The 19,303-nt window shown below is 64.7% G+C and carries 20 protein-coding genes; 11 read left to right on the top strand and 9 right to left on the bottom strand.

Annotated elements, in window-relative coordinates:
• Nucleotides 1-3: 3 nt before the first annotated feature.
• The 6 genes from glmS to J1C52_RS02570 are packed head-to-tail and all read left to right on the top strand — an operon-like array spanning nucleotide 4 to nucleotide 4,611.
• Nucleotides 4-1,821: a glutamine--fructose-6-phosphate transaminase (isomerizing) gene (gene glmS, locus J1C52_RS02545; RefSeq protein ID WP_227426360.1), complete on the top strand. Its 1,818-nt coding sequence runs from the start codon at nucleotides 4-6 to the stop codon at nucleotides 1,819-1,821.
• Nucleotides 1,822-1,867: 46 nt separating this feature from the next.
• Nucleotides 1,868-2,488 (top strand): heme ABC exporter ATP-binding protein CcmA, encoded by a 621-nt coding sequence (gene ccmA, locus J1C52_RS02550; protein WP_227426361.1) that lies wholly within the window; start codon nucleotides 1,868-1,870, stop codon nucleotides 2,486-2,488.
• Complete coding sequence (gene ccmB / locus J1C52_RS02555) at nucleotides 2,485-3,141, top strand: heme exporter protein CcmB (RefSeq protein ID WP_227426362.1); 657 nt, start codon at nucleotides 2,485-2,487, stop codon at nucleotides 3,139-3,141. Before ccmA ends, ccmB begins: the two co-directional genes overlap by 4 nt.
• A 51-nt stretch (nucleotides 3,142-3,192) precedes the next feature.
• Nucleotides 3,193-3,924 carry a heme ABC transporter permease gene (locus J1C52_RS02560; protein ID WP_227426363.1) on the top strand — a complete coding sequence of 244 codons (732 nt, stop codon included), beginning with the start codon at nucleotides 3,193-3,195 and terminating at the stop codon, nucleotides 3,922-3,924.
• Nucleotides 3,921-4,079, top strand: a complete 159-nt coding sequence (gene ccmD, locus J1C52_RS02565) for a heme exporter protein CcmD (RefSeq protein WP_227426364.1) — start codon at nucleotides 3,921-3,923, stop codon at nucleotides 4,077-4,079. The genes J1C52_RS02560 and ccmD overlap by 4 nt, the downstream gene beginning before the upstream one ends.
• Entirely contained in the window at nucleotides 4,072-4,611 is a 540-nt protein-coding gene (locus J1C52_RS02570; RefSeq protein ID WP_227426365.1) for a DsbE family thiol:disulfide interchange protein, read from the top strand. The genes ccmD and J1C52_RS02570 overlap by 8 nt, the downstream gene beginning before the upstream one ends.
• Here J1C52_RS02570 and J1C52_RS02575 read toward each other — a convergent pair.
• The 3 genes from J1C52_RS02575 to acnA form a co-directional block, all read right to left on the bottom strand.
• Nucleotides 4,608-6,170 (bottom strand): cation:proton antiporter family protein, encoded by a 1,563-nt coding sequence (locus tag J1C52_RS02575; protein ID WP_227426366.1) that lies wholly within the window; start codon nucleotides 6,168-6,170, stop codon nucleotides 4,608-4,610. The genes J1C52_RS02570 and J1C52_RS02575 overlap by 4 nt on opposite strands.
• Before the next feature lie 89 nt (nucleotides 6,171-6,259).
• Complete coding sequence (locus J1C52_RS02580; RefSeq protein WP_227426367.1) at nucleotides 6,260-6,637, bottom strand: hypothetical protein; 378 nt, start codon at nucleotides 6,635-6,637, stop codon at nucleotides 6,260-6,262.
• A 96-nt stretch (nucleotides 6,638-6,733) separates the two neighbouring features.
• Nucleotides 6,734-9,484, bottom strand: coding sequence for an aconitate hydratase AcnA (gene acnA / locus J1C52_RS02585; protein ID WP_227426368.1), 2,751 nt, complete (start codon nucleotides 9,482-9,484; stop codon nucleotides 6,734-6,736).
• A gap of 231 nt (nucleotides 9,485-9,715) precedes the next feature.
• On the opposite strand from acnA, the gene J1C52_RS02590 reads away from it, so the two are divergent.
• The 3 genes from J1C52_RS02590 (at nucleotide 9,716) to J1C52_RS02600 (ending at nucleotide 13,210) form a co-directional block, all read left to right on the top strand.
• Entirely contained in the window at nucleotides 9,716-10,438 is a 723-nt protein-coding gene (locus J1C52_RS02590) for a DUF1223 domain-containing protein (RefSeq protein ID WP_227426369.1), read from the top strand.
• A 79-nt stretch (nucleotides 10,439-10,517) separates the two neighbouring features.
• On the top strand, nucleotides 10,518-10,982 hold the full coding sequence (locus J1C52_RS02595) for a (2Fe-2S)-binding protein (protein ID WP_227426370.1): 465 nt from the start codon (nucleotides 10,518-10,520) through the stop codon (nucleotides 10,980-10,982).
• Nucleotides 10,979-13,210: a xanthine dehydrogenase family protein molybdopterin-binding subunit gene (locus J1C52_RS02600; RefSeq protein WP_227426371.1), complete on the top strand. Its 2,232-nt coding sequence runs from the start codon at nucleotides 10,979-10,981 to the stop codon at nucleotides 13,208-13,210. The genes J1C52_RS02595 and J1C52_RS02600 overlap by 4 nt, the downstream gene beginning before the upstream one ends.
• Here the strand turns inward: J1C52_RS02600 and J1C52_RS02605 are convergent.
• Both J1C52_RS02605 and efp read right to left on the bottom strand, forming a co-directional pair.
• Complete coding sequence (locus J1C52_RS02605; protein ID WP_227426372.1) at nucleotides 13,207-14,436, bottom strand: META domain-containing protein; 1,230 nt, start codon at nucleotides 14,434-14,436, stop codon at nucleotides 13,207-13,209. The two genes, J1C52_RS02600 and J1C52_RS02605, sit on opposite strands and share 4 nt — an antisense overlap.
• A gap of 39 nt (nucleotides 14,437-14,475) precedes the next feature.
• Nucleotides 14,476-15,039 carry an elongation factor P gene (gene efp, locus J1C52_RS02610; protein WP_227426373.1) on the bottom strand — a complete coding sequence of 188 codons (564 nt, stop codon included), beginning with the start codon at nucleotides 15,037-15,039 and terminating at the stop codon, nucleotides 14,476-14,478.
• A gap of 210 nt (nucleotides 15,040-15,249) precedes the next feature.
• Between efp and J1C52_RS02615 the strand changes: the two genes are divergently transcribed.
• Entirely contained in the window at nucleotides 15,250-15,573 is a 324-nt protein-coding gene (locus J1C52_RS02615) for a DUF6280 family protein (RefSeq protein ID WP_072245747.1), read from the top strand.
• Between the two features lie 60 nt (nucleotides 15,574-15,633).
• Here the strand turns inward: J1C52_RS02615 and J1C52_RS02620 are convergent, their stop codons facing one another.
• Nucleotides 15,634-16,230 carry a 2-hydroxychromene-2-carboxylate isomerase gene (locus J1C52_RS02620; RefSeq protein ID WP_227426374.1) on the bottom strand — a complete coding sequence of 199 codons (597 nt, stop codon included), beginning with the start codon at nucleotides 16,228-16,230 and terminating at the stop codon, nucleotides 15,634-15,636.
• 93 nt (nucleotides 16,231-16,323) lie between these two features.
• Here J1C52_RS02620 and J1C52_RS02625 point away from each other — a divergent pair, with 93 nt between their 5' ends.
• A complete protein-coding gene (locus J1C52_RS02625) occupies nucleotides 16,324-17,349 on the top strand; it encodes a ribose-phosphate pyrophosphokinase (protein ID WP_227426375.1) in 1,026 nt (341 codons plus the stop codon).
• On the opposite strand, the gene J1C52_RS02630 is transcribed toward J1C52_RS02625, so the two are convergent.
• The 3 genes from J1C52_RS02630 to J1C52_RS02640 all read right to left on the bottom strand — a co-directional run bounded on the left by J1C52_RS02630 (nucleotide 17,346) and on the right by J1C52_RS02640 (nucleotide 19,282).
• Nucleotides 17,346-17,663, bottom strand: a complete 318-nt coding sequence (locus J1C52_RS02630) for an NfeD family protein (RefSeq protein ID WP_227426376.1) — start codon at nucleotides 17,661-17,663, stop codon at nucleotides 17,346-17,348. The genes J1C52_RS02625 and J1C52_RS02630 overlap by 4 nt on opposite strands.
• Nucleotides 17,664-17,666: 3 nt before the next feature.
• Entirely contained in the window at nucleotides 17,667-18,521 is an 855-nt protein-coding gene (locus J1C52_RS02635; RefSeq protein WP_227426377.1) for an SPFH domain-containing protein, read from the bottom strand.
• A 113-nt stretch (nucleotides 18,522-18,634) separates the two neighbouring features.
• On the bottom strand, nucleotides 18,635-19,282 hold the full coding sequence (locus J1C52_RS02640; RefSeq protein WP_227426378.1) for a DUF3047 domain-containing protein: 648 nt from the start codon (nucleotides 19,280-19,282) through the stop codon (nucleotides 18,635-18,637).
• Nucleotides 19,283-19,303 lie beyond the last annotated feature (21 nt).

Raw genomic sequence — 19,303 nt, forward strand, 5'->3', positions numbered from 1 at the left:
CAGATGTGCGGTATTGTCGGAATCCTTGGCCAGCACGAAGTGTCGCCCGCAATCCTGTCGGCGCTGAAACGGCTGGAATATCGCGGCTATGACAGCGCGGGCATTGCCACCGTGAACAAGGGCGTGCTGGACCGCCGCCGCGCGGTGGGCAAGCTGGTGAACCTGTCGGACGAATTGGTGCATCACCCTCTGCCGGGCCGGGTGGGCATTGGCCATACCCGCTGGGCCACGCATGGCGGCCCGACGGTCGCGAACGCCCACCCGCACCGCGCGGGGCGCGTGGCGGTGGTGCATAACGGCATTATCGAGAATTTCCGCACGCTGCGCGAGGAACTGACCGCCGCGGGTGCCGAATTCCAAAGCCAGACCGATACCGAAACCATCGTGCAACTGACCTCGCGCCTGCTGGACGAAGGCCGCAGCCCGGTGCAGGCCGCGCGCGAAACGCTTTCGCGGCTGGAAGGGGCTTTCGCCGTGGCCTTCGTCTTCGATGGCGAGGATGATCTGATTATCTGCGCGCGCCGCGGCTCGCCCTTGTGCCTCGGGCATGGTAAGGGCGAGATGTTCCTTGGATCCGACGCGATTGCGCTGTCCGAGATGACCGACCGCATCACCTATCTGGAAGAAGGCGACATGGCGGTGCTGACGCGCGCAGGCGCGCAGATCTACGACGCCGACGGCCAGCAGACCAACCGGCCCATCACGCGCATCAACCTGGAAACCACGCGGGTAGACAAATCCGGCCACCGCCATTTCATGGCCAAGGAAATGGCCGAACAGCCCGCGATCCTGAAAGCGGCGCTCGGGTTCTATTCGGGGCTGGACGGCAACGCGCTGGAACTGCCCGCCGCTGTCGATTTCGCGCGCACCGACCGGCTTATCATGGTTGCCTGCGGCACGGCCTATTACGCCTGCCAAGTGGCGAAATACTGGTTCGAGAAATACGCGGGCCTGCCGGTGGAACTGGATATCGCCAGCGAATACCGCTACCGCGAGCCGGTTCTGGGCGCGAATAACATGGCGCTCTTCGTCAGCCAGTCGGGCGAAACCGCTGATACACTGGCCGCGCTGCGCCATGTGAAGCCGCATGTCGCACAGGTCATCTCGGTTGTGAATGTGCCGACCTCGTCCATCGCGCGGGAAAGCGACGTGGCGCTGCCGATCCATGCCGGTCCCGAAATCGGCGTGGCCTCGACCAAGGCGTTCACCGCGCAGCTTCTGGTGCTGGCGGTTCTGGCGCTGGAAGCGGGTCGCGCGCGCGGGTATCTGAGCGCAGAGCGCTACGCGCGGCTGCTCGAAGAACTGCACAGCCTGCCGGGCTTTGTGGCGCAAGCGCTGGACCGCGAGGGCGAGATTGAACGCCTGACCAAGATGCTGGCCCAAGCGCGCGACGTGCTGTTTCTTGGGCGCGGCACGATGTATCCACTGGCGTTGGAGGGCGCGCTGAAACTGAAGGAAATCAGCTACATCCATGCCGAAGCTTATGCAGCGGGTGAGCTGAAACACGGGCCGATCGCGCTGATCGACTCGGAATTCCCGGTCATTGTCTTCGCCCCGCATGACGGGCTGTATGACAAGACCGTCTCGAACATGCAGGAGGTGATGGCGCGGCAGGGTCAGGTGCTGCTGGTGTCGGACCCGGCGGGGCTGGCGGCGGCGGGCGAGGTGCCCCACCGGCTGCAAATGCCGCCCGTGCCCGACCTGATCGCGCCCATCGTCTATGCCGTGCCTGCGCAGCTGATCGCCTACCATACCGCGCTGCACCGTGGCACCGATGTGGACCAGCCGCGCAACCTGGCGAAATCCGTGACGGTGGAATAGCGCCGCGCCCTTCCCTTGGGGCGCAAAGCGGGCTATGCGGACATTCATGTCTTTGAAGGTAACAGATCTGGCCTGCGCCCGTGGCGGTTTGCCCATTCTGGAAGGGGTCAGCTTCGCGCTGGCACCCGGTCAGGCGCTGGTGCTGCGCGGCCCGAATGGCTGCGGCAAAACCACCGCCTTGCGCACGATTGCCGGGCTGCAACCGGCGCTGGACGGCCATATCGACTGCGCACCCGATGCGATTGCCTATGCCGGTCATGCCGATGGGCTGAAAGCCACGCTGAGCGTGACCGAGAACCTTGGCTTTTGGGCCGCGATCTACGGCACCAAGGGCATCGACCATGCGCTGGACCGCATGAACCTGCGCAGCTTGGCCGACCGCGCGGCACAGAACCTGTCGGCAGGGCAAAAGCGGCGGTTGGGGCTGGCGCGGCTGATGGTGACGGGGCGGCCCGTCTGGGTGCTGGATGAACCGACCGTGTCGCTGGATGCGGCGTCGGTCGCGCTCTTTGCCGATGTGGTGCGCGGGCATCTAGCCAGTGGCGGCATGGCGCTGATGGCCACGCATATCGACCTTGGCTTGCCAGAGGCGCAGGTCTTGGACCTTGCCCCCTTCAAGGCAAAGCTGCCAGAGCCGTCGGGCGGGTTTGACGAGGCGTTTCTATGATCGCGCTCTTGCTTCGAGATTTGCGTCTGGCGTTTCGCGCGGGCGGGGGCTTTGGCCTCGGGTTGGCATTCTTCCTGATCCTTGCGGTGCTTGTGCCCTTGGGCGTCGGCCCAGACCGCCCCACGCTGGCGCTGATCGCGCCGGGTATTCTGTGGGTGGGCGCTTTGCTGGCATGCCTTTTGTCGCTCGACCGGATTTTCGCGCTCGACTACGAAGACGGCTCGCTCGATCTGCTGGCCACCGCGCCCGTGCCGCTGGAAGGGGTCGTCACGATCAAGGCGCTCGCGCATTGGCTGACCACGGGGGTGCCGCTTGTGCTGGTCTCGCCGGTGTTGGGCCTGCTGCTCAGCCTGCCGGTGCCCGCCTATGGCTGGCTTTTGCTGTCGCTTGCGCTTGGCACGCCCGCGCTGTCGGTGATCGGCACCTTTGGCGCGGCCCTGACCGTGGGGCTGAAGCGGGGCGGGCTTTTGCTGTCGCTCTTGGTGCTGCCGCTTTATATCCCGACGCTCGTGTTCGGGGCAGAGGTCGTCTCGCGCGGGGCGCAAGGGCTGGCCGTGGGCACGCCGCTCGCGCTGCTCGCCGGGATCACGGCGGGGGCTGTGGCATTATTGCCCTTTGCCTCTGCCCATGTCATCCGGATAAACCTTCGGTGATCCGCATCTGTTTCGCTTGAGAGCCACCCCACCCAAAGATAGGTAATGCTCATGTCGTCGCTCTGGGAATATGCCAACCCTTTGAAATTCATGCGCACCACGGATTGGCTGCTGCCTATCGTGGCGGTTGCCGCCGTGGTTGTCACGGCCACCGGGTTGATCTGGGGGTTCTTCTTCACGCCCGATGATTTTCGTCAGGGGTCGACCGTGAAAATCGTCTTCATCCATGTGCCCGCCGCGATGATGGCGATCAATGCTTGGGTCATGATGCTGGTGGCCAGCCTGATCTGGCTGATCCGCCGCCACCATGTCAGCGCGCTGGCCGCCCGTGCAGCCGCCCCCATCGGGGCCACGATGACCGTGATAGGGCTGATTACAGGTGCAGTCTGGGGCCAGCCCATGTGGGGCACATGGTGGGCGTGGGATCCGCGGCTGACCTCGTTCCTCATCCTGTTCCTGTTCTACTTGGGCTATATCGCCATGTGGGCCGCGATTGACGACCCCGACACGGGCGCGGACCTGACCGCCGTGCTGTGCCTTGTCGGGTCTGTTTTCGCGGTGCTGTCGCGCTACGCCGCAATGTTCTGGAACCAAGGGCTGCATCAGGGCGCGTCGCTGTCGGTCGCACCCGGCACGCGCATGGACTGGGCCTATAAAGCGCCGCTTTATACCTGCATGGTGGGCTTCGGGCTGATCTTTCTCGCGCTCGTGCTGGCGGGCACGCGCACCGAAATCCGCGCCCGCCGCATGAAAGCCCTTGTCGCACGGGAGCGCATGGCATGATGCCCGATCTTGGACGATACGCGGTCGAGGTGACGTCGGCCTATGTGGTGTCGCTTGCAATGCTGCTCGCGCTGGTCGGCTGGTATATCGCGCGCGGCCGCCGGGTGCGGCGCGAACTGGATGCGTTTGAAAAGAAACGAGGAAAACATGGGTAAAATCCGCCCCTTGATGTTCCTGCCGCCGCTGCTGTTTCTGGGCCTTGCGGCGCTGTTCCTGATCGGCAACTTCCGCGAGGGCCGCGACGAGCTGCCCTCTGCCCGCGCGGGCCAGCAAGCGCCTGCCTTGGGCGTGGAGCAACTGGGCGAGCGCACGCTCTTCACCGATGACATGCTGCGCGAGGGCGAGGTGACGCTGGTCAATTTCTGGGCCACATGGTGCCCGCCTTGCCGCGCCGAGCACCCGTTCTTGGAAGAGCTGTCGCAGGAAGGCACGGTCATCTACGGCGTGAACTACCGCGATCAGGCCGACAAGGCAGAGGATTTTCTGGACGAATTGGGCGATCCGTTCCGCGCCATCGGGTCCGACCCCGCCGCGCGCACCGGGCTGGATTGGGGCGTCGTGGGCCTGCCGGAAACCTTCGTGGTTGCGGGCGACGGCACCATCGAATTCCGCTATGCCGGGCCCATCACGCGCGAGATCATGGAAACCCGCATCCGCCCCGCGATGGAGGCGGCGGCGGCGCGTTAAGCGCCATGCTCGCCCTCAACCTCTAGCACGGTCAGCGTGCGGTCGGCGAGGTTCACACCCGCCTGCGTCATCGTCAGATAGGTATAATCCGCACCCGCCTCGCGCAGAACGTGGCGGGTGTCTTCATGCATGACATGCGCAATCACCGGGCCGGTGAAGCCGCGCGCGCGCAGCGACCGCACGGCGATGACCTTGGCCTCCAGGTCGCCCAAGGCCAGCACGGCGGCCTTGATGCGGCCCAGATCGACCGAGCGCCAGAAATTGCTGTCCTCTGCATCGGCGAAAAGCGCGTTGCGCCCGGCCTCTTGGTGGCCCTCGACGCGGTAGGTGTCGGCATCCAGCCCCACGGGCGACAGGCCCGCATCCAGCAGGCGGTCATAGGCGGCGGTCCCGGTGCGCCCCATGCCAAAGACCAGAACCGACGCATCGCCCAAGTCCTTGGGTTGCTCATCCGGGTGCATGGTCGCGCGCTCAAAGCGTTGCAGGCGCGATTCCAGCCGTTCATAGAGCGGGTGAGCCATGCGGTTCAGGGGGGCCGCGATCAGGAAGGACAGGGTGACGGCCAGCGCCAAGGGCACGAGGTAGTCAGGCAGCACGCCCGCCGCCACGATCAGCCCGAATTCGGAATAGGCGGTCAGGCTGAGCGCCGACAAAAATGCCGAGCGCGCGCGCAGCTTGAACGCGACCAGAAGCGCATAGAACAACACGCCCTTTAGCGGCAGCGCCAGCCCGACGACCAGCGCGAAAATCAGGGCAGGGCCATCGGGCAGGCCGGTCAGCCCGATTTCAAGGAAAAAGGCGACAAGGAATACTTCCTTCAGCGACCACAGCGCGCGCGACAGCTCGCCCGCGCGCGCGTGGTTCGACAAGAGAACCCCCATCGCCAGCGCGCCGATCTCGGACGATAGCCCCATCGCTTCGAACCCGTAGCCACCGATCACCAGCGCCAGAAGCATTCCCATCAGCACAAGGATTTCGTCATGGCCCGCAAGGTCCAGCAGCTTGTGCAGCACAGGGCGCAACAGTGGCAGGCCCAACACCAGAAGTGCGTAGATATTGGGGCTTTTGCCCGACCAGATGGCCAGCACCACAAGCGCGATAATGTCCTGCACGATCAGGATACCGATGGCGGTGCGCCCATGGAACGCGCCCAATTCGCGTTTGCCTTCCAGCAGTTTGGCCGCCAGCACGGTTGATGAGAACGCAAGCGCGATCCCTATCAATAATGCGGTTTCCCACGCCACGCCCATCAACAGCTTGGCGGCGGGGGCAAACAGGCCCACGCTGATCGCGAAATGCAGCACCGCGCCGCCAATGACCTGCGGTTGCGCGATCTGGCCCAGTTTCAGCTTCAGCCCCACCGTGAACAGCAAGAGCAGCACACCCAGATGCGCGACATGGTGCAGGATCGGCCCGGTTTCCTGCGGCAGGCCCAAGGGCGCACCAAGCGCGTTTATGGCAAAGCCCGCGGCCAGAAAGCCCACCAGCGGGGGCAGGCCCACTTGGCGCACCGCAAGGCCAAAGGCGAAGGCAAAGCTGAGGATGATGGTTTCGAACAAGGGCGGCCCCGCATCTTTGGTTGCCGCCCATCCTAACCGCCTGAACAGGCTTGTGAACAGCCTGCGCGCGCTTTCGCCGCGCGAAGCGCCTAGTCTCGCAGCACGAAGGCCAGCACTTCCTCTGTGCCGCCTGCGGTCAGCACCAGTTCCCACCGGCCGGTGCGGGTGAATTGCCCTTCGGCGGTGTTGCCATCCGCCAGAAGCGGGATGTCATCGGCGCCGGTGAAACGCAGGCGCACGCGGTCGACCTGCTCGATGGGGGTGACGGTGATCGTGGCCTCGTAATCGCCGCTGACCGCGATTTCGGCGCGCAGCGGCGGGGTGATTTGCGTGGTCTCCAGTCCAAGGCGCTGGTTCGGCCCGATGATGGGCAGAGGGTCACGCACGAACAGGGTGACAGAGGCCATGACGGCCACGAAGGCCAGAAACAGCCCAAGGAAAACAAGCGCAACGATACGGGTGGCCATGCGATCTCCGGGTTTTTGGACAGATAACCTCAAGCCCGCGCAAAGGAAAACCCCGGCGCGAGGGTCGCGCCGGGGGCTGTCGGGAATGTGAAGCGATTACGCGGCCTTGGCGAGGTTGCGCAGCACGTAATGCAGCACGCCGCCATGCTCGACATATTCCTTCTCGATGCCGGTATCGATGCGGCACTTCAGCGTGATCGTCTTTTCCGTGCCATCGGCAAAGGTGATCGTGCAGGGCACTTCGGAAAGTGGTTTAAGATCGCCTTCCAAGCCGCTGATATTGATAACTTCGTCGCCGGTCAGGCCAAGGTTTTCACGGGTGTCGCCGCCGGTGAATTCGAAGGGGATAACCCCCATGCCGACCAAATTCGAGCGGTGAATGCGCTCGAAGCTTTCCGCGATCACGGCTTTCACACCCAGCAGGTTCGTGCCCTTCGCCGCCCAATCGCGGCTGGAGCCTGCGCCGTATTCCTTGCCGCCGATCACGACAAGCGGTGTGCCTTCGGCCTGATAGGCCATCGCGGCGTCGAAGATCGACGTTTGCTGACCATCCGGCCCCTTGGTATAGCCGCCCTCGACCCCGTCCAGCATGGCGTTGCGGATGCGGATATTGGCGAAGGTGCCGCGCATCATCACCTCGTGGTTGCCGCGACGCGAGCCGTAGCTGTTGAACTCGCGCACCGGCACCTGGCGCTCTTCCAGGTAGCGGCCTGCGGGGGTCGAGGCCTTGAAGCTGCCCGCCGGGCTGATGTGGTCGGTCGTGACCATGTCGCCCAGAAGTGCCAGAATACGCGCGCCTTTCAGGTCGGAAATGCTGCCCGCTTCGGTGCCCATGCCCCGGAAATAGGGCGGGTTCTGGATATAGGTCGACGAGGCCGGCCAATCATAGGTTTCCGAGTCGGTGGTCTTGACGGCCTGCCATTTCTCGTCACCCTTGAACACATCGGCGTATTTCGACTGGAACGCGTCGCGCGTGACGGTCGCTTCCACAAGGTCCGCGACCTCTTTCTGGGTCGGCCAGATGTCTTTGAGGTAGACATCCTTGCCGTCCGGCGTCTGCGCGATCGGGTCTTTGGTGATGTCGATATTCATGTCCCCGGCCAGCGCATAGGCCACCACCAAGGGCGGGCTGGCGAGGTAGTTCGCGCGCACATCGGGGCTGATGCGGCCTTCAAAGTTGCGGTTGCCCGACAGCACGCTGGTGGCGATCAGGTCGTTTTCGTTGATCGCCTTGGAAATTTCCTCTTGCAGCGGGCCAGAGTTGCCGATGCAGGTGGTGCAGCCATAGCCCACAAGGTTGAAGCCGATGGCGTCCAGATCCTCTTGCAGGTTCGCCGCTTCCAGATAGGCCGACACGACCTGGGAACCGGGCGCGAGCGAGGTTTTGACCCAAGGCTTGCGGGTCAGACCCAGCGCACGGGCCTTGCGGGCGACAAGCCCCGCGCCGATCATCACATAGGGGTTCGACGTGTTGGTGCAGGACGTGATCGACGCGATCACGACAGAGCCGTCGCGCAAGCTGTAATCCTCGCCCTTGACGGGCGCGGATTTGCGCGGGTCGGCGGGGGCAGTGGGGGCAGGGCCCTCATCTGCCATCTCGGCAGCCTCATTATCCGTGGCCACGCCGCGATATTCCGACACAACGTCCAGAAACTTGGCGGCGGCTTGATCCAGCGGCGTGTGGTCCTGTGGGCGTTTCGGGCCGGAAATGGCGGGCACGACGCTGCCCATGTCCAGCTCCAGCGTCGAGGTGTAGACGGGCGCGTAATCCGCCCCGCGCCAGAAGCCGTTTTCCTTGGCATAGGCTTCGACCAGTGCCACGCGGTCCTCGTCGCGGCCGGTCTGGCGCAGGTAACGCAGGGTTTCGTCGTCAATCGGGAAGAAGCCACAGGTCGCGCCGTATTCGGGCGCCATGTTGGCGATGGTGGCGCGGTCCGCCAGCGGCAGGTGGTCCAGCCCTTCGCCGTAGAATTCGACGAATTTGCCGACCACGCCATGGGCGCGCAGCATTTGCACGACCTTCAGCACAAGGTCGGTGGCGGTAGTGCCTTCGACCATCGCGCCGGTCAGCTTGAAGCCCACGACTTCGGGGATCAGCATCGACACGGGCTGACCCAGCATCGCGGCCTCTGCCTCGATCCCGCCGACACCCCAGCCCAGAACCGCCAGACCGTTGACCATGGTGGTGTGGCTGTCGGTGCCCACGAGCGTATCAGGGTAGGCCACTTCCGCGCCATTCTGGTCGGTATCGGTCCAGACGGTTTGCGCGAGGTATTCAAGGTTCACCTGGTGGCAGATGCCGGTGCCCGGCGGCACAACGCGGAAATTGTTGAACGCCTTCTGACCCCATTTCAGAAAGGTATAGCGCTCGATATTGCGCTCATACTCGCGGTCCACGTTCATCTGGAACGCGCGCGGGTTGCCGAATTCGTCGATCATGACCGAGTGGTCGATGACCAGATCGACCGGGTTCAGCGGGTTGATCTTTTGCGCATCGCCCCCCAGTGCCTTGATACCGTCGCGCATGGCGGCCAAGTCCACCACGGCGGGCACGCCGGTGAAGTCCTGCATCAGCACGCGGGCGGGGCGATAGGCAATCTCGCGCGGGTTCTTGCCACCTTGTGCGGCCCAGTCGGCAAAGGCGCGGATGTCGTCGGTCGTCACCGTCTTGCCATCCTCGAAGCGCAGCATGTTTTCCAGCACCACTTTCAGCGCGGCGGGCAGCTTGTCGAATTCGCCCAGGCCCGCGGCCTGCGCGGCCGGGATCGAGTAATAGGCGATGGATTTGCCTGCGACGGTAAGCGTCTTGCGCGCACCCGCGCTGTCTTTGCCGACGATAATGGTCATGGGGCTGGGCCTCCGTAATATGTGGACAGGGGTCTTGGCCCTTTGCATTTGCCATTCTGCGGTGCCGCGATCAAGGGGGATTGCGCATTTTTGTATACCGTTGTGCACAAAAATCACCTCAAGCGCTGCCTGTGGCCTTTGTGCCGCGTGTGTCAGACCCTCGCAAAACCTTGATTGGCCGTGGCCGTCCGGGGTGGTTAGATCGCGAAGGGATCAAGAAACGAGCCGTTGATGCAAGTTAACCTTACTGCTGCCATTGCCTTTGCTGCGACACTCGGACTGGCCGGGCCGGGACTGGCGCAGCAAAGCCCGATCGTGGTCGAACTTTACACCTCGCAAGGTTGCGCGGCCTGCCCGCCGGCGGATGAGTTGCTGAACCAGATGGCGCAGCACGAGGAAATCCTGCCACTGGCGCTGCATGTGGATTACTGGGATTACATCGGCTGGGCCGACACGTTCGGGCAAACGCAGTTCAGCGAGCGTCAGAAGTCTTACGCGCGGCGTATGGGCCGCAAATCCGTCTATACTCCGCAGATGGTGATCGGCGGCGTGCATGACGTGCAGGGCAATGCCGCGATGCAGGTCATGGGCCTGCTGGCAGAGCACCGGATGAACCCCATCGGCGCTGGCCGGGTTTCGGTGCGCATTGCAGAACGGGCGGGCGGCGGCGTGACCATCACCGCGCAATCCACCGGCGTGCTGGATTACGCGACCGATGTGCAGCTTGTCCGCTTTCTGGACCGCGCCACGGTCGAGATTGAATCCGGCGAGAATGCGGGCCGCGAGATCACCTATCGCAACATCGTCACAGATTGGAACGTGCTCGGCACATGGGACGGTGCGCAGGCCTTCAGCTACACTGTGACAGACGCGCTGCCCGATGGTACTGGTCTGGCGGTGGTGGTGCAAGAGCAGGGGCTTGGCCCGGTTCTGGGGGCGGCGCGCTACCCGTAAGGGCCTGACGCAGGGTCGTGTTTGGACAGGGCGCGGTTGCGCCCCATATCTGCCACAGCACAGCCGAGGAGTCCGTCTCATGTCGATCCGCCTGACCGTCAACGCCACCGACTACCAGACCGATGCCGCGCCAGAGACGCCTCTTCTGTGGGTGCTGCGCGATGAGTTGGGCCTGACCGGCACCAAGTTCGGCTGCGGCGTGGCAGCCTGTGGGGCGTGCACCGTGCATGTTGATGGGCAGGCGGTGCGCTCGTGCCAGGTGGCCGTGGGCGATCTGTGGGGGGCGGTCACGACCATCGAAGGGCTATCCGCGCAAGGCCTGACGCCCCTGCAAGCCGCGTGGGAGCGCCATCAGGTCGCGCAATGCGGCTATTGCCAGTCGGGCCAGATCATGCAGGCGGCGGATCTGCTGGCCAACATTCCCAACCCCACCGATGACGAGATCGACACGGCCATGGGCGGCAACCTGTGCCGCTGCGGCACCTACAGCGCCATTCGCGCCGCCATCAAGGACGCCGCGCGCGAGATGGGGGGCAACCAATGAGCACTTTGGGCAAGATCACCCGGCGCGGGCTTTTGCTCGGTGCGGTCGCCGTGGCCGGTGGCGCGGCCTTTGGCGTTTATCAAGTGCAAAAACCGGTCGAGAACCCGCTGGACCCCGATCAGGGGGCCACGCTCAACCCCTATGTCATCATCGACCAGACGGGTATCACCATCATCGCGCCCCGCGCTGAAATGGGGCAGGGGGTGCACACGACCCTTGCCGCCCTTGTGGCCGAAGAGCTGGACGTGGATTGGGATAGCATCCGCGTCGAACACGGGCCGCCTTCGAGCGCCTATTACAACGGCGCGCTGATGCATGGCGCGTTGCCCGTGGCCGATTACGCCATGAAGGATTGGCAACACACGCTGGTGGGCGGTCTGGGCGCGGTCAGCAAGCTGATCGGGTTGCAGGTGACGGGCGGGTCCACCTCGACCGTCGATGCCTATGAAAAGATGCGGCTGGCGGGCGCGGGCGCACGCGAGGCGTTGAAAGCCGTCGCCGCCGACCGCCTTGGCGTGGCGCGCGCCGATCTGCGCACCGAAGCCGGTTTCGTCATCGCGCCCGACGACACGCGCATTCCATATGCCGATCTGGCCGCAGAGGCCGCCACGCGCCCCGTGCCGGATGTGAGTTTGCGCCCGCAATCCGAGTGGAAACTACTGGGCCGCGCGCTGCCGCGCAGCGACATGCGCGCCAAGATCACGGGGCAGGCGCAATATGCGACAGACATCAAACTGCCGGGGATGAAATTCGCCACCGTCCGCATCTGCCCGCATCTGGGCGGCGGAATGGCATCGTTCGACCCCGCGCCCGCGCTCGCCATGCCGGGGGTCGAGCAGGTGATCGACATGGGCAATGGCGTGGCGGTCATCGCGCGCAACACGTGGGCCGCGATGGAAGGGGCGCGGGCGGTCCAGATCGACTGGACACCTTCGCCCTTGCCCGCCGATATGGACGGAATGTTCCAAGCGATTGAGGCCGCGTTCGACGCAGAGCCGAACTCTACCCTGCGCGATGATGGCGATGCGACCGCGCTGCCCGAGGGGGCGATCAGCGCCGACTACCGCGTGCCCTTCCTTGCCCATTCCACGATGGAACCCCAAGGGGCCACCGCATGGCTGCAAGACGGGCGCATGACCATCTGGGCGGGCAACCAAGCCCCGCGTCTTTGCGTGCAAAAAGCCGCCGAGGCATCGGGGCTGGCCGAGGACGCGATCACGCTGCACACAACCTTCATGGGCGGGGGCTTTGGCCGGCGGGCGGAAACCGACACGGTCGCGCAAGTTGCCCGCATCGCGGCCCAACTGCCCGGCACCCCCATTCGCCTGACATGGTCGCGCGAAGAAGACATGGGCCATGATTTCTACCGCCCCGCCGCGATGGCGCGGATGCAAGGCGCGGTGGATCAAGGCCGCATCAGCCATTTCAACGCCGCTATTGCCGCGCCGTCCGTTACCCGCGCAGCAATGACCCGCATCATGGGCCGCGCGCCGGGCGGGGCCGACAAGGGCCATGTCGAAGGGGCGTTCGACCAGCCCTATGCCATCGCGAATTACCGCGTGGCCGGGCATCTGGCCGATCTGGACGTGCCGATCGGCTTTTGGCGGTCGGTGGGCGCGTCCTTCAACGGGTTCTTCCACGAGAGCTTCATCGACGAGCTGGCCCATGCGGCGGGCGCGGACCCCTTGGCGTTCCGGCTGGCGCATGTCGCGCCCGAAAGCCCGGTTGCGGCGGGCGTGTTGGAGCGCGTGCGCGAGATGTCAGGCTGGGACACGCCCTTGCCCGAGGGGCGCGCGCGCGGCGTGGCGATGACATGGTCCTTCGGCACGCCGACGGCGGTGGTGATCGAACTGGCCCGCGACGGCGACCGCATCCGCATAGACCGTGCCTTCATGGCCTGCGATCCGGGGCTGGTGTTGGACCCCGGCATCGTGCGCGCGCAAATGGAATCTGGGCTGATATACGGTCTGTCGGCGGCGGTGATGGGCGAGATCACCTTTGCCGAGGGCGCGGTCGAGCAGCAGAACTTCCCCGATTACGACGCGCTGCGCATGTTCAACGTGCCGCGCATTGACGTGGCCATCCTGAACACCAACCCACATATGGGCGGCGTGGGAGAGCCGGGCACGCCGCCATCCATGCCCGCGCTTGCCAATGCGCTCTTTGCCCTGACAGGCACGCGCGCGCGCAGCCTGCCCTTGCGAGATGTCGCGGATTTCGGCGTCTAGTCCCGCCGCTCCAGCAGCAAAACGGCGGTGGCCCCCGCGTAAAGGGCCACGCGCCCATCTTTCAGCTGCGCGATGTCGCGCGCGCCTTCCAGCGCGTCCAGAAACCGGGTTTCCAGGTTGGACAGCGCGGCCCCGCAGGCCAGCCGGGTCGTGCCCAGCTCCGAGATGCGCAAGATACCGCCCTCGACCACGGCGCGGCCAAGGTAGCGGTTGCAACTGGTCCGCCCCGACAGGCGCCCGGTATCGACCTGAAAGGTCAGCGCGGGTGCCTCGCTGTCGGAATGCGGCAAGGGCTGGCCAAAAAGGTGGCTGACCTGCCACGCGGCCCCTTCGAGCGCGCGCAACGGATCGCCTGCGCAGCCCGGTGCGAACGGGCCACCCGGCCCGGTCAGCGTGGCAGTGTGCGGGTAGGGCATACTCTGGCCCGGAAGCTGGCAGGGGCCGGGGGCAAGCGCGAGGGCGTGATCGCCGATGTCCAGCCGCAGCCGGTCGGCCTCAATCGGGCCAAGGCTGGTGGCCACGCGCGGGGGCGGGGTGTCGTCGGGCAGCGGGGGCTGGCCGGGCAGGGACAGGACCGACCCGTCCAGACCCGTGAACACCGCCCAGCCCGTGTCGGAGGGGGTGGTGCGACCCAAAGCGCTCAAGGGCAAAACCGGCCGCGACGGGATTGGCCGGCAGCTATCCAGCAGCGTGCCATCGGCGGCATCGAATTGCACAAGGCCGGGAATGCGGGTCAGCGCAGTGCCCTCGGGGCCGATAAAGCGGCTGTCCAGATCGCCGGGCATGTAGATCTGCGCGCTGTCGCCCATGCCGACGCGCAGCCCGTCCTCTTGCGCCTGCAGGGCGATGACCTGACCGGATGCGCATAGGTAATCGGCGCTGAAGCTGGCGGTCAGTGCCGCGCTCAGGCGCAGCCGCTCGGGGGGCTGGCCGCCTTCTGCGGCCACGCGCGAGCTTTGCAGGGCGAAGGCACCTGCCACCAAGGCGCCGACCTGCACCGTGCTGGTCTGGCGCGACAGGCTGGGCAGGGGAAGCACCGCCTGTTGCGTGCCCTCTGGCAGGGGCAGGCGCTGCACTTCCAGCACCGCGCCCGCGCTGTCGCGCGCAACCGCCACGATCTCGGCAGCCGGGGCTGCATCCGGCCAGTCCAGCACCAGCGCCACGTCCCGCGCAAGCGCGCCCTGCCCAAGGGCAATGGCGGCGCAAGCTAGGGTAAAGACACGCATGGGCATGGTCCCGGACCGATGCCGCGCAAGATGCTGGGATCAGGCGCGCTCGGAATATTCAAAGGTTTCGGTATTGACGACGATATCCTCGTCCTGGCCCACGAAAGGCGGCACCAGAACGCGCACGCCATTGTCCAGAACGGCGGGCTTGAAGCTGTTCGCGGCGGTCTGGCCTTTGACGACCGGCTCTGTCTCGACCACCTTGCAGATGACTTTTTGCGGCAGCGTCATGTTCAACGCTTCCTCGCCGTAATACTCTACCGTGACGGTCATGCCGTCTTGCAGGAAGGGACGGCGGTCGCCAAGGATCTCGGCATCCAGTTCGACCTGTTCGAACGTGTCCATGTCCATCACGACCAGACGGCCATCGGTTTCATACAGGAACTGCTGGTCTTTCTGCTCCAGCCGCACACGCTCGACCTTGTCGTCCGAGCGGAAACGCTCGTTCAGCTTGCGCCCGTCGCGCAGGTTCTTCATCTCGACCTGCGCGAATGCACCGCCTTTGCCGGGTTTCACATGGCTGACCTTGACCGCCGCCCACAGGCCGCCATCATGCTCCAGCACGTTGCCGGGGCGAATTTCGTTTCCGTTGATCTTGGGCATCAGTTTGACCTTGGCAAAAGCGTGACTTTTCAGTTGCGATGCCTATATCCCGTGACGGTGGGGCACGCAAGAACAGGATATGGAAGCCTGACTTTGCTTGCTATGCAAAATTGACATGGCTGATATGCATTGGCGGACTAGCGAATCAATGCCGAAAAAGGGTAGGCAGGCGTTCGCGGTGAATGCAAGAGCAAGAATAAAGGACGGATGATGTTTGACGCAGCGGATGGAACGGCGTTTACCCATGAGCAGGGGGCGCGGGCCCGCAAACTGTTTGCAGCGGTCGTTCTGGCGGCGCTGGACGATGCGATCGCAGATGACAAGAAATACGGCAACGGTCCCGAACAGATCGCCCGCTGGGCACGGTCGCGCGATGGGCGCGAAGTGCTGAGCTGCGCGGGCATCGACCCCAATGAGCGGGTCGTGGCCGGGCTGATGGAATTCGTGGCCAAGGGTGTGCGCACCTCGGTCGCGCTGTCGCGCGAGGAAAGCGAACGTCGGGCGGCTGCCGAGGCAGAGGCCGAAGCGGCCTGACCCCGCCAGACGGACCGGATCAAACCCCGCAGGGCGAACCCTGCGGGGTTTTTTCATGGGTCACGGCGTGACGCCCAGATGCTCGGCCAGGAAATCCAGCCGGTCCTGCCCCCAGAAACGCGCGCCATCGACCACGAAAAAGGGCACCCCGAACGCGCCCGCTTCCACCGCGTCTTCAAGGTTGCGGGGGTAGATCTCTGCCCCCACCAACATGCCGCTGAAGGCCAGCGCGGTGTCGAAGCCCGCCGCGGCCAGACAGTCGCGGATCACCTCATCCTCGGCAATGTCGCGATCCTCTTCCCAGCAGGCGCGGCACAGGCCCGTCACCAGCTTGTCCAGATCGCCGCCACCCTTTTCCTGCGCGGCAATAATCGCATATGCGGCAGGGGCGGGGTTGGTCGGGAAATGGCGCGGTTGCAGCTTCAAAGGCACGCCTAACCGTCGCGACCAGCGTTCCAGTTCCTGCAAACGATAGGCCTTGCGGCTGTCATGGCGCTCTGCCAGCACCTGCCCGCCCATGCGCGGAAACAGCGCCATCGGGTCCAGAGGCTTGTAGCGCAGCGGCACACCCGCCTTGCGGGCAATCTGCGCCGCGCGGTCGCCGACCAGATGTGTCCAAGGTGAAATCGGGCTAAGGTAATAGTCGATCTGCGACATATGCGGCCCCTTTTTTGGTGGTTGTAACATTTGCAAGACCGTATCGGGGTGGTAAGCGGTGTCAACGCCGCCGACTCGCGAAGGACTGCCCCCATGATCGACCGTACCGAACCCAAGCTGATCGCCGGGAACTCGAACCCCGGCCTTGCCAAGGCCATCGCACGGCGGATGTCACTGCATCGCGGCGTCAGCACGGGGCTGGTCGACGCGCGGGTCGAACGCTTCAACGATCAAGAAATTTTCGTCGAGGTCTATGAGAATGTCCGCGGCGAGGACATGTTCATCATCCAGTCGACCTCGCGTCCGGCGAATGACAACCTGATGGAGTTGTTGATTATTGCCGACGCGCTGAAACGCTCGTCCGCCGCGCGCATTACCGCCGTGATCCCGTATTTCGGCTATGCCCGGCAGGACCGCCGCACCAAGGCGCGCACGCCGATTTCGGCCAAGCTGGTGGCGAACATGATAACCCAAGCGGGCATCGAGCGGGTTCTGACGCTGGATTTGCACGCCACGCAGATACAGGGCTTTTTCGATATTCCGGTGGACAACCTCTATGCCGCGCCGGTGTTTGCGCTGGACGTGCTGCACCATTTCAAGGGGCGGCTGGACGATGTGGTCATAATCTCGCCCGATGTGGGCGGCGTGACTCGGGCGCGGGAACTGGCCAAGCGCGTGGGCTGTGCGCTGGCCATCGTGGACAAGCGCCGCGAGAAGGCGGGCGAAGTGGCCGAGATGACGGTGATCGGCGATGTGACCGGCAAAACCTGTATCATCGTGGATGACATCTGCGACACCGCCGGCACGCTGTGCAAGGCCGCCGAGGTGCTGATGGACGCCGGCGCCGTCGAGGTGCATAGCTACATCACCCATGGCGTGCTGTCCGGCCCGGCGGTCGAGCGGATCACCAATTCCGTGATGAAATCGCTGGTCATCACCGATTCCATCGCGCCGACAGAGGCCGTGAAAGCCGCGCCGAATATCCGTATCGTTGCCACCGCGCCGATGTTTGCCCAAGCGATCCTGAATACATGGAAAGGCACCTCGGTGTCGTCCTTGTTCGACACAGAGACCTTGCAGCCGATCTACGAGGGGCTTTACAGCTCTCTGGGTGACTAATCCTTGCCGGTCCAGCCGCCCCGATCCGAGGGGGGCAGGCTGTCGCGCGGGTCGTAATCGTTGATGTCCTTGCGGCCCGTCTTGCGCCGGCCCATGCGTTGCAGGGCCAGCCACACGGCCAATCCAAGCGCGGCCCAGATAAACGCCTGCACGACCACGGGCAGGCCCGGCACGATCCAGACAAGCGCCGCCATCAGCGCCGCCGCCACGGCAAAGCCAAGGGCGACATAGGCTGTGGTCAGCATCTCGCCGATCAGCAGCACCACGGCGATGATACCCCAGATGGACCAGTCGGGCAGGGCGAACATATCCATCGCCTACATCTCCTTCAGGATCGCCGCCGCCTCGCGGAAGCTGTTCGACGGCCCGCCGGGCAGCATGATTAGCTTCGCGTTCGAGGATTTCGCCAACCCTTCCAGCGCCTCGACCTGCATCCGCGCGGTCTGGAAGATCAGCGCCTCGCGCGCGGTTTCACCATCCAGCGACAGGGCCAGCATACGGTTGGCTTCAGCATTGGCCTGCGCGATGGCGCGGATCGCGTCGGCCTTGCGCTGCGCCTCATAAAGCTCGGCATCGGCAGCCAGTTCCGTCGCGCGGCGCTCGCCCTCGGCGCGGGTGATGGCCGCGCGGCGTTCGCGCTCTGCTGCCAGCACTTCGGCCATGGCACTTTGGGTGGTGGCGTTCAGGTTCACGTCGATGATCTCTGACCGCGAAATCCGAATGCCATAGGTCTTGCCCGCATCCTCCAGCGCCGTCAGCAGCGCCACGTTCAAAGACCCACGGTCGGATTGCACCGTGTCCAGTTCCACCTTGCCCAGCTCCGAGCGCACCAGCGACTGCACCAGCCCGATGACCAGCTCGTCGATCTTGTTCACCCGGAACACCGCCGCTTCGGCGTTTTCAATACGGTAGACGACCAGCAGCTTCGCGCCAAAGACCACGTTATCGGCCGAGACGACCTCTAGCTGGATATCGTTCAGAACCTGGTCATTGACCGGCACTTTCGCATGGACCTTGTCCAGAAAGGGCACGATCACGTTCACGCCCGCATCCAGCGTGCGGTGATAGGCCCCCAGCCGCGTGATGACGAAATTCTGCGCCTGTGGCACGATTTTCAGGCCCATCAGCACGATCAAGACGATCAGCACGGCCAGTGCAAGGATCAGTTCCATGTCAAATTCCCTAGCTCGGCGGCGCGGGCCGCGAAATAACCGGGGTCAATGGTAGCCCAAGCCGCACTTTGCCGCCAGAAGAAGCGACGCGGGATCTGGCCAAAGGCGGCGCGTCAGTTCAACCGCAGCCCTGCGATCACCGCGCTGATCGCGCTGTCCGTGTCGTCGCTATCGGCAGACACCGCCACGCCAACAAGTTGGGCGTCCGGCATTCCGCCAAAGGCGCGGCGCAGATCGGCGTGCAGGTTGACCTGTTCGTTGAAACTGCCAGTGCCCGCCGGACGCAGCACCACGGTTTTGCCGCGTGCCCCCAGATAGGGCGAGGGCAGAACGCTGCCGCGCGCCGACTGACCGCCCCAGACATACATCAAAACGCGCGCCTCTTCGGCTTCCAGCAGGCGACGGATCGTGCTGTTTTCCAATTCGGCGACCTGCGCGGCGGGCAGGAACACGAAATACAAGGACAGGTTTCGGTCATCGCCGCCCTTGCGGTCCAATGCCGTGGGCGGAACGCTTTGCGCGACCGACCATTGCCAGCTTGCGCCTGTGCTATCCCGCTGCGACGGGGCCAGCCGTGTCCAGAGCAGTGACACTGTCCCGCGAGAGGTGACATCCAACCGGTTGCCGCCCTGCTGGTAGCTGTTGCTTGAAAACATCGAGAAACGTTGTTCCGTCCAGCCCGAAAACTCCAGCCCCAGCGTGGGGGTTGCGGTCAGGCAGGCAAGACAGGCGACTTTCAAACTAAGGGGTGCGCGGCGCATGGGGATCCTCCGGTTTGCCCG

It is taken from the genome of Roseibaca sp. Y0-43 (genome assembly GCF_020667835.1).
Classification (GTDB): domain Bacteria; phylum Pseudomonadota; class Alphaproteobacteria; order Rhodobacterales; family Rhodobacteraceae; genus Roseinatronobacter.

Coding starts and splice junctions, on each gene's coding strand:
- ccmA (WP_227426361.1), top strand. CDS start 1,868: ATGTCTTTGAAGGTAACAGATCTGGCCTGCGCCCGTGGCGGTTTGCCC.
- ccmB (WP_227426362.1), top strand. CDS start 2,485: ATGATCGCGCTCTTGCTTCGAGATTTGCGTCTGGCGTTTCGCGCGGGC.
- J1C52_RS02605 (WP_227426372.1), bottom strand. CDS start 14,436: ATGCGTGTCTTTACCCTAGCTTGCGCCGCCATTGCCCTTGGGCAGGGC.
- ccmD (WP_227426364.1), top strand. CDS start 3,921: ATGATGCCCGATCTTGGACGATACGCGGTCGAGGTGACGTCGGCCTAT.
- J1C52_RS02635 (WP_227426377.1), bottom strand. CDS start 18,521: ATGGAACTGATCCTTGCACTGGCCGTGCTGATCGTCTTGATCGTGCTG.
- glmS (WP_227426360.1), top strand. CDS start 4: ATGTGCGGTATTGTCGGAATCCTTGGCCAGCACGAAGTGTCGCCCGCA.
- J1C52_RS02590 (WP_227426369.1), top strand. CDS start 9,716: ATGCAAGTTAACCTTACTGCTGCCATTGCCTTTGCTGCGACACTCGGA.
- J1C52_RS02580 (WP_227426367.1), bottom strand. CDS start 6,637: ATGGCCACCCGTATCGTTGCGCTTGTTTTCCTTGGGCTGTTTCTGGCC.
- J1C52_RS02630 (WP_227426376.1), bottom strand. CDS start 17,663: ATGGATATGTTCGCCCTGCCCGACTGGTCCATCTGGGGTATCATCGCC.
- J1C52_RS02570 (WP_227426365.1), top strand. CDS start 4,072: ATGGGTAAAATCCGCCCCTTGATGTTCCTGCCGCCGCTGCTGTTTCTG.
- J1C52_RS02595 (WP_227426370.1), top strand. CDS start 10,518: ATGTCGATCCGCCTGACCGTCAACGCCACCGACTACCAGACCGATGCC.
- J1C52_RS02560 (WP_227426363.1), top strand. CDS start 3,193: ATGTCGTCGCTCTGGGAATATGCCAACCCTTTGAAATTCATGCGCACC.
- efp (WP_227426373.1), bottom strand. CDS start 15,039: ATGCCCAAGATCAACGGAAACGAAATTCGCCCCGGCAACGTGCTGGAG.
- J1C52_RS02615 (WP_072245747.1), top strand. CDS start 15,250: ATGTTTGACGCAGCGGATGGAACGGCGTTTACCCATGAGCAGGGGGCG.
- acnA (WP_227426368.1), bottom strand. CDS start 9,484: ATGACCATTATCGTCGGCAAAGACAGCGCGGGTGCGCGCAAGACGCTT.
- J1C52_RS02620 (WP_227426374.1), bottom strand. CDS start 16,230: ATGTCGCAGATCGACTATTACCTTAGCCCGATTTCACCTTGGACACAT.
- J1C52_RS02640 (WP_227426378.1), bottom strand. CDS start 19,282: ATGCGCCGCGCACCCCTTAGTTTGAAAGTCGCCTGTCTTGCCTGCCTG.
- J1C52_RS02625 (WP_227426375.1), top strand. CDS start 16,324: ATGATCGACCGTACCGAACCCAAGCTGATCGCCGGGAACTCGAACCCC.
- J1C52_RS02600 (WP_227426371.1), top strand. CDS start 10,979: ATGAGCACTTTGGGCAAGATCACCCGGCGCGGGCTTTTGCTCGGTGCG.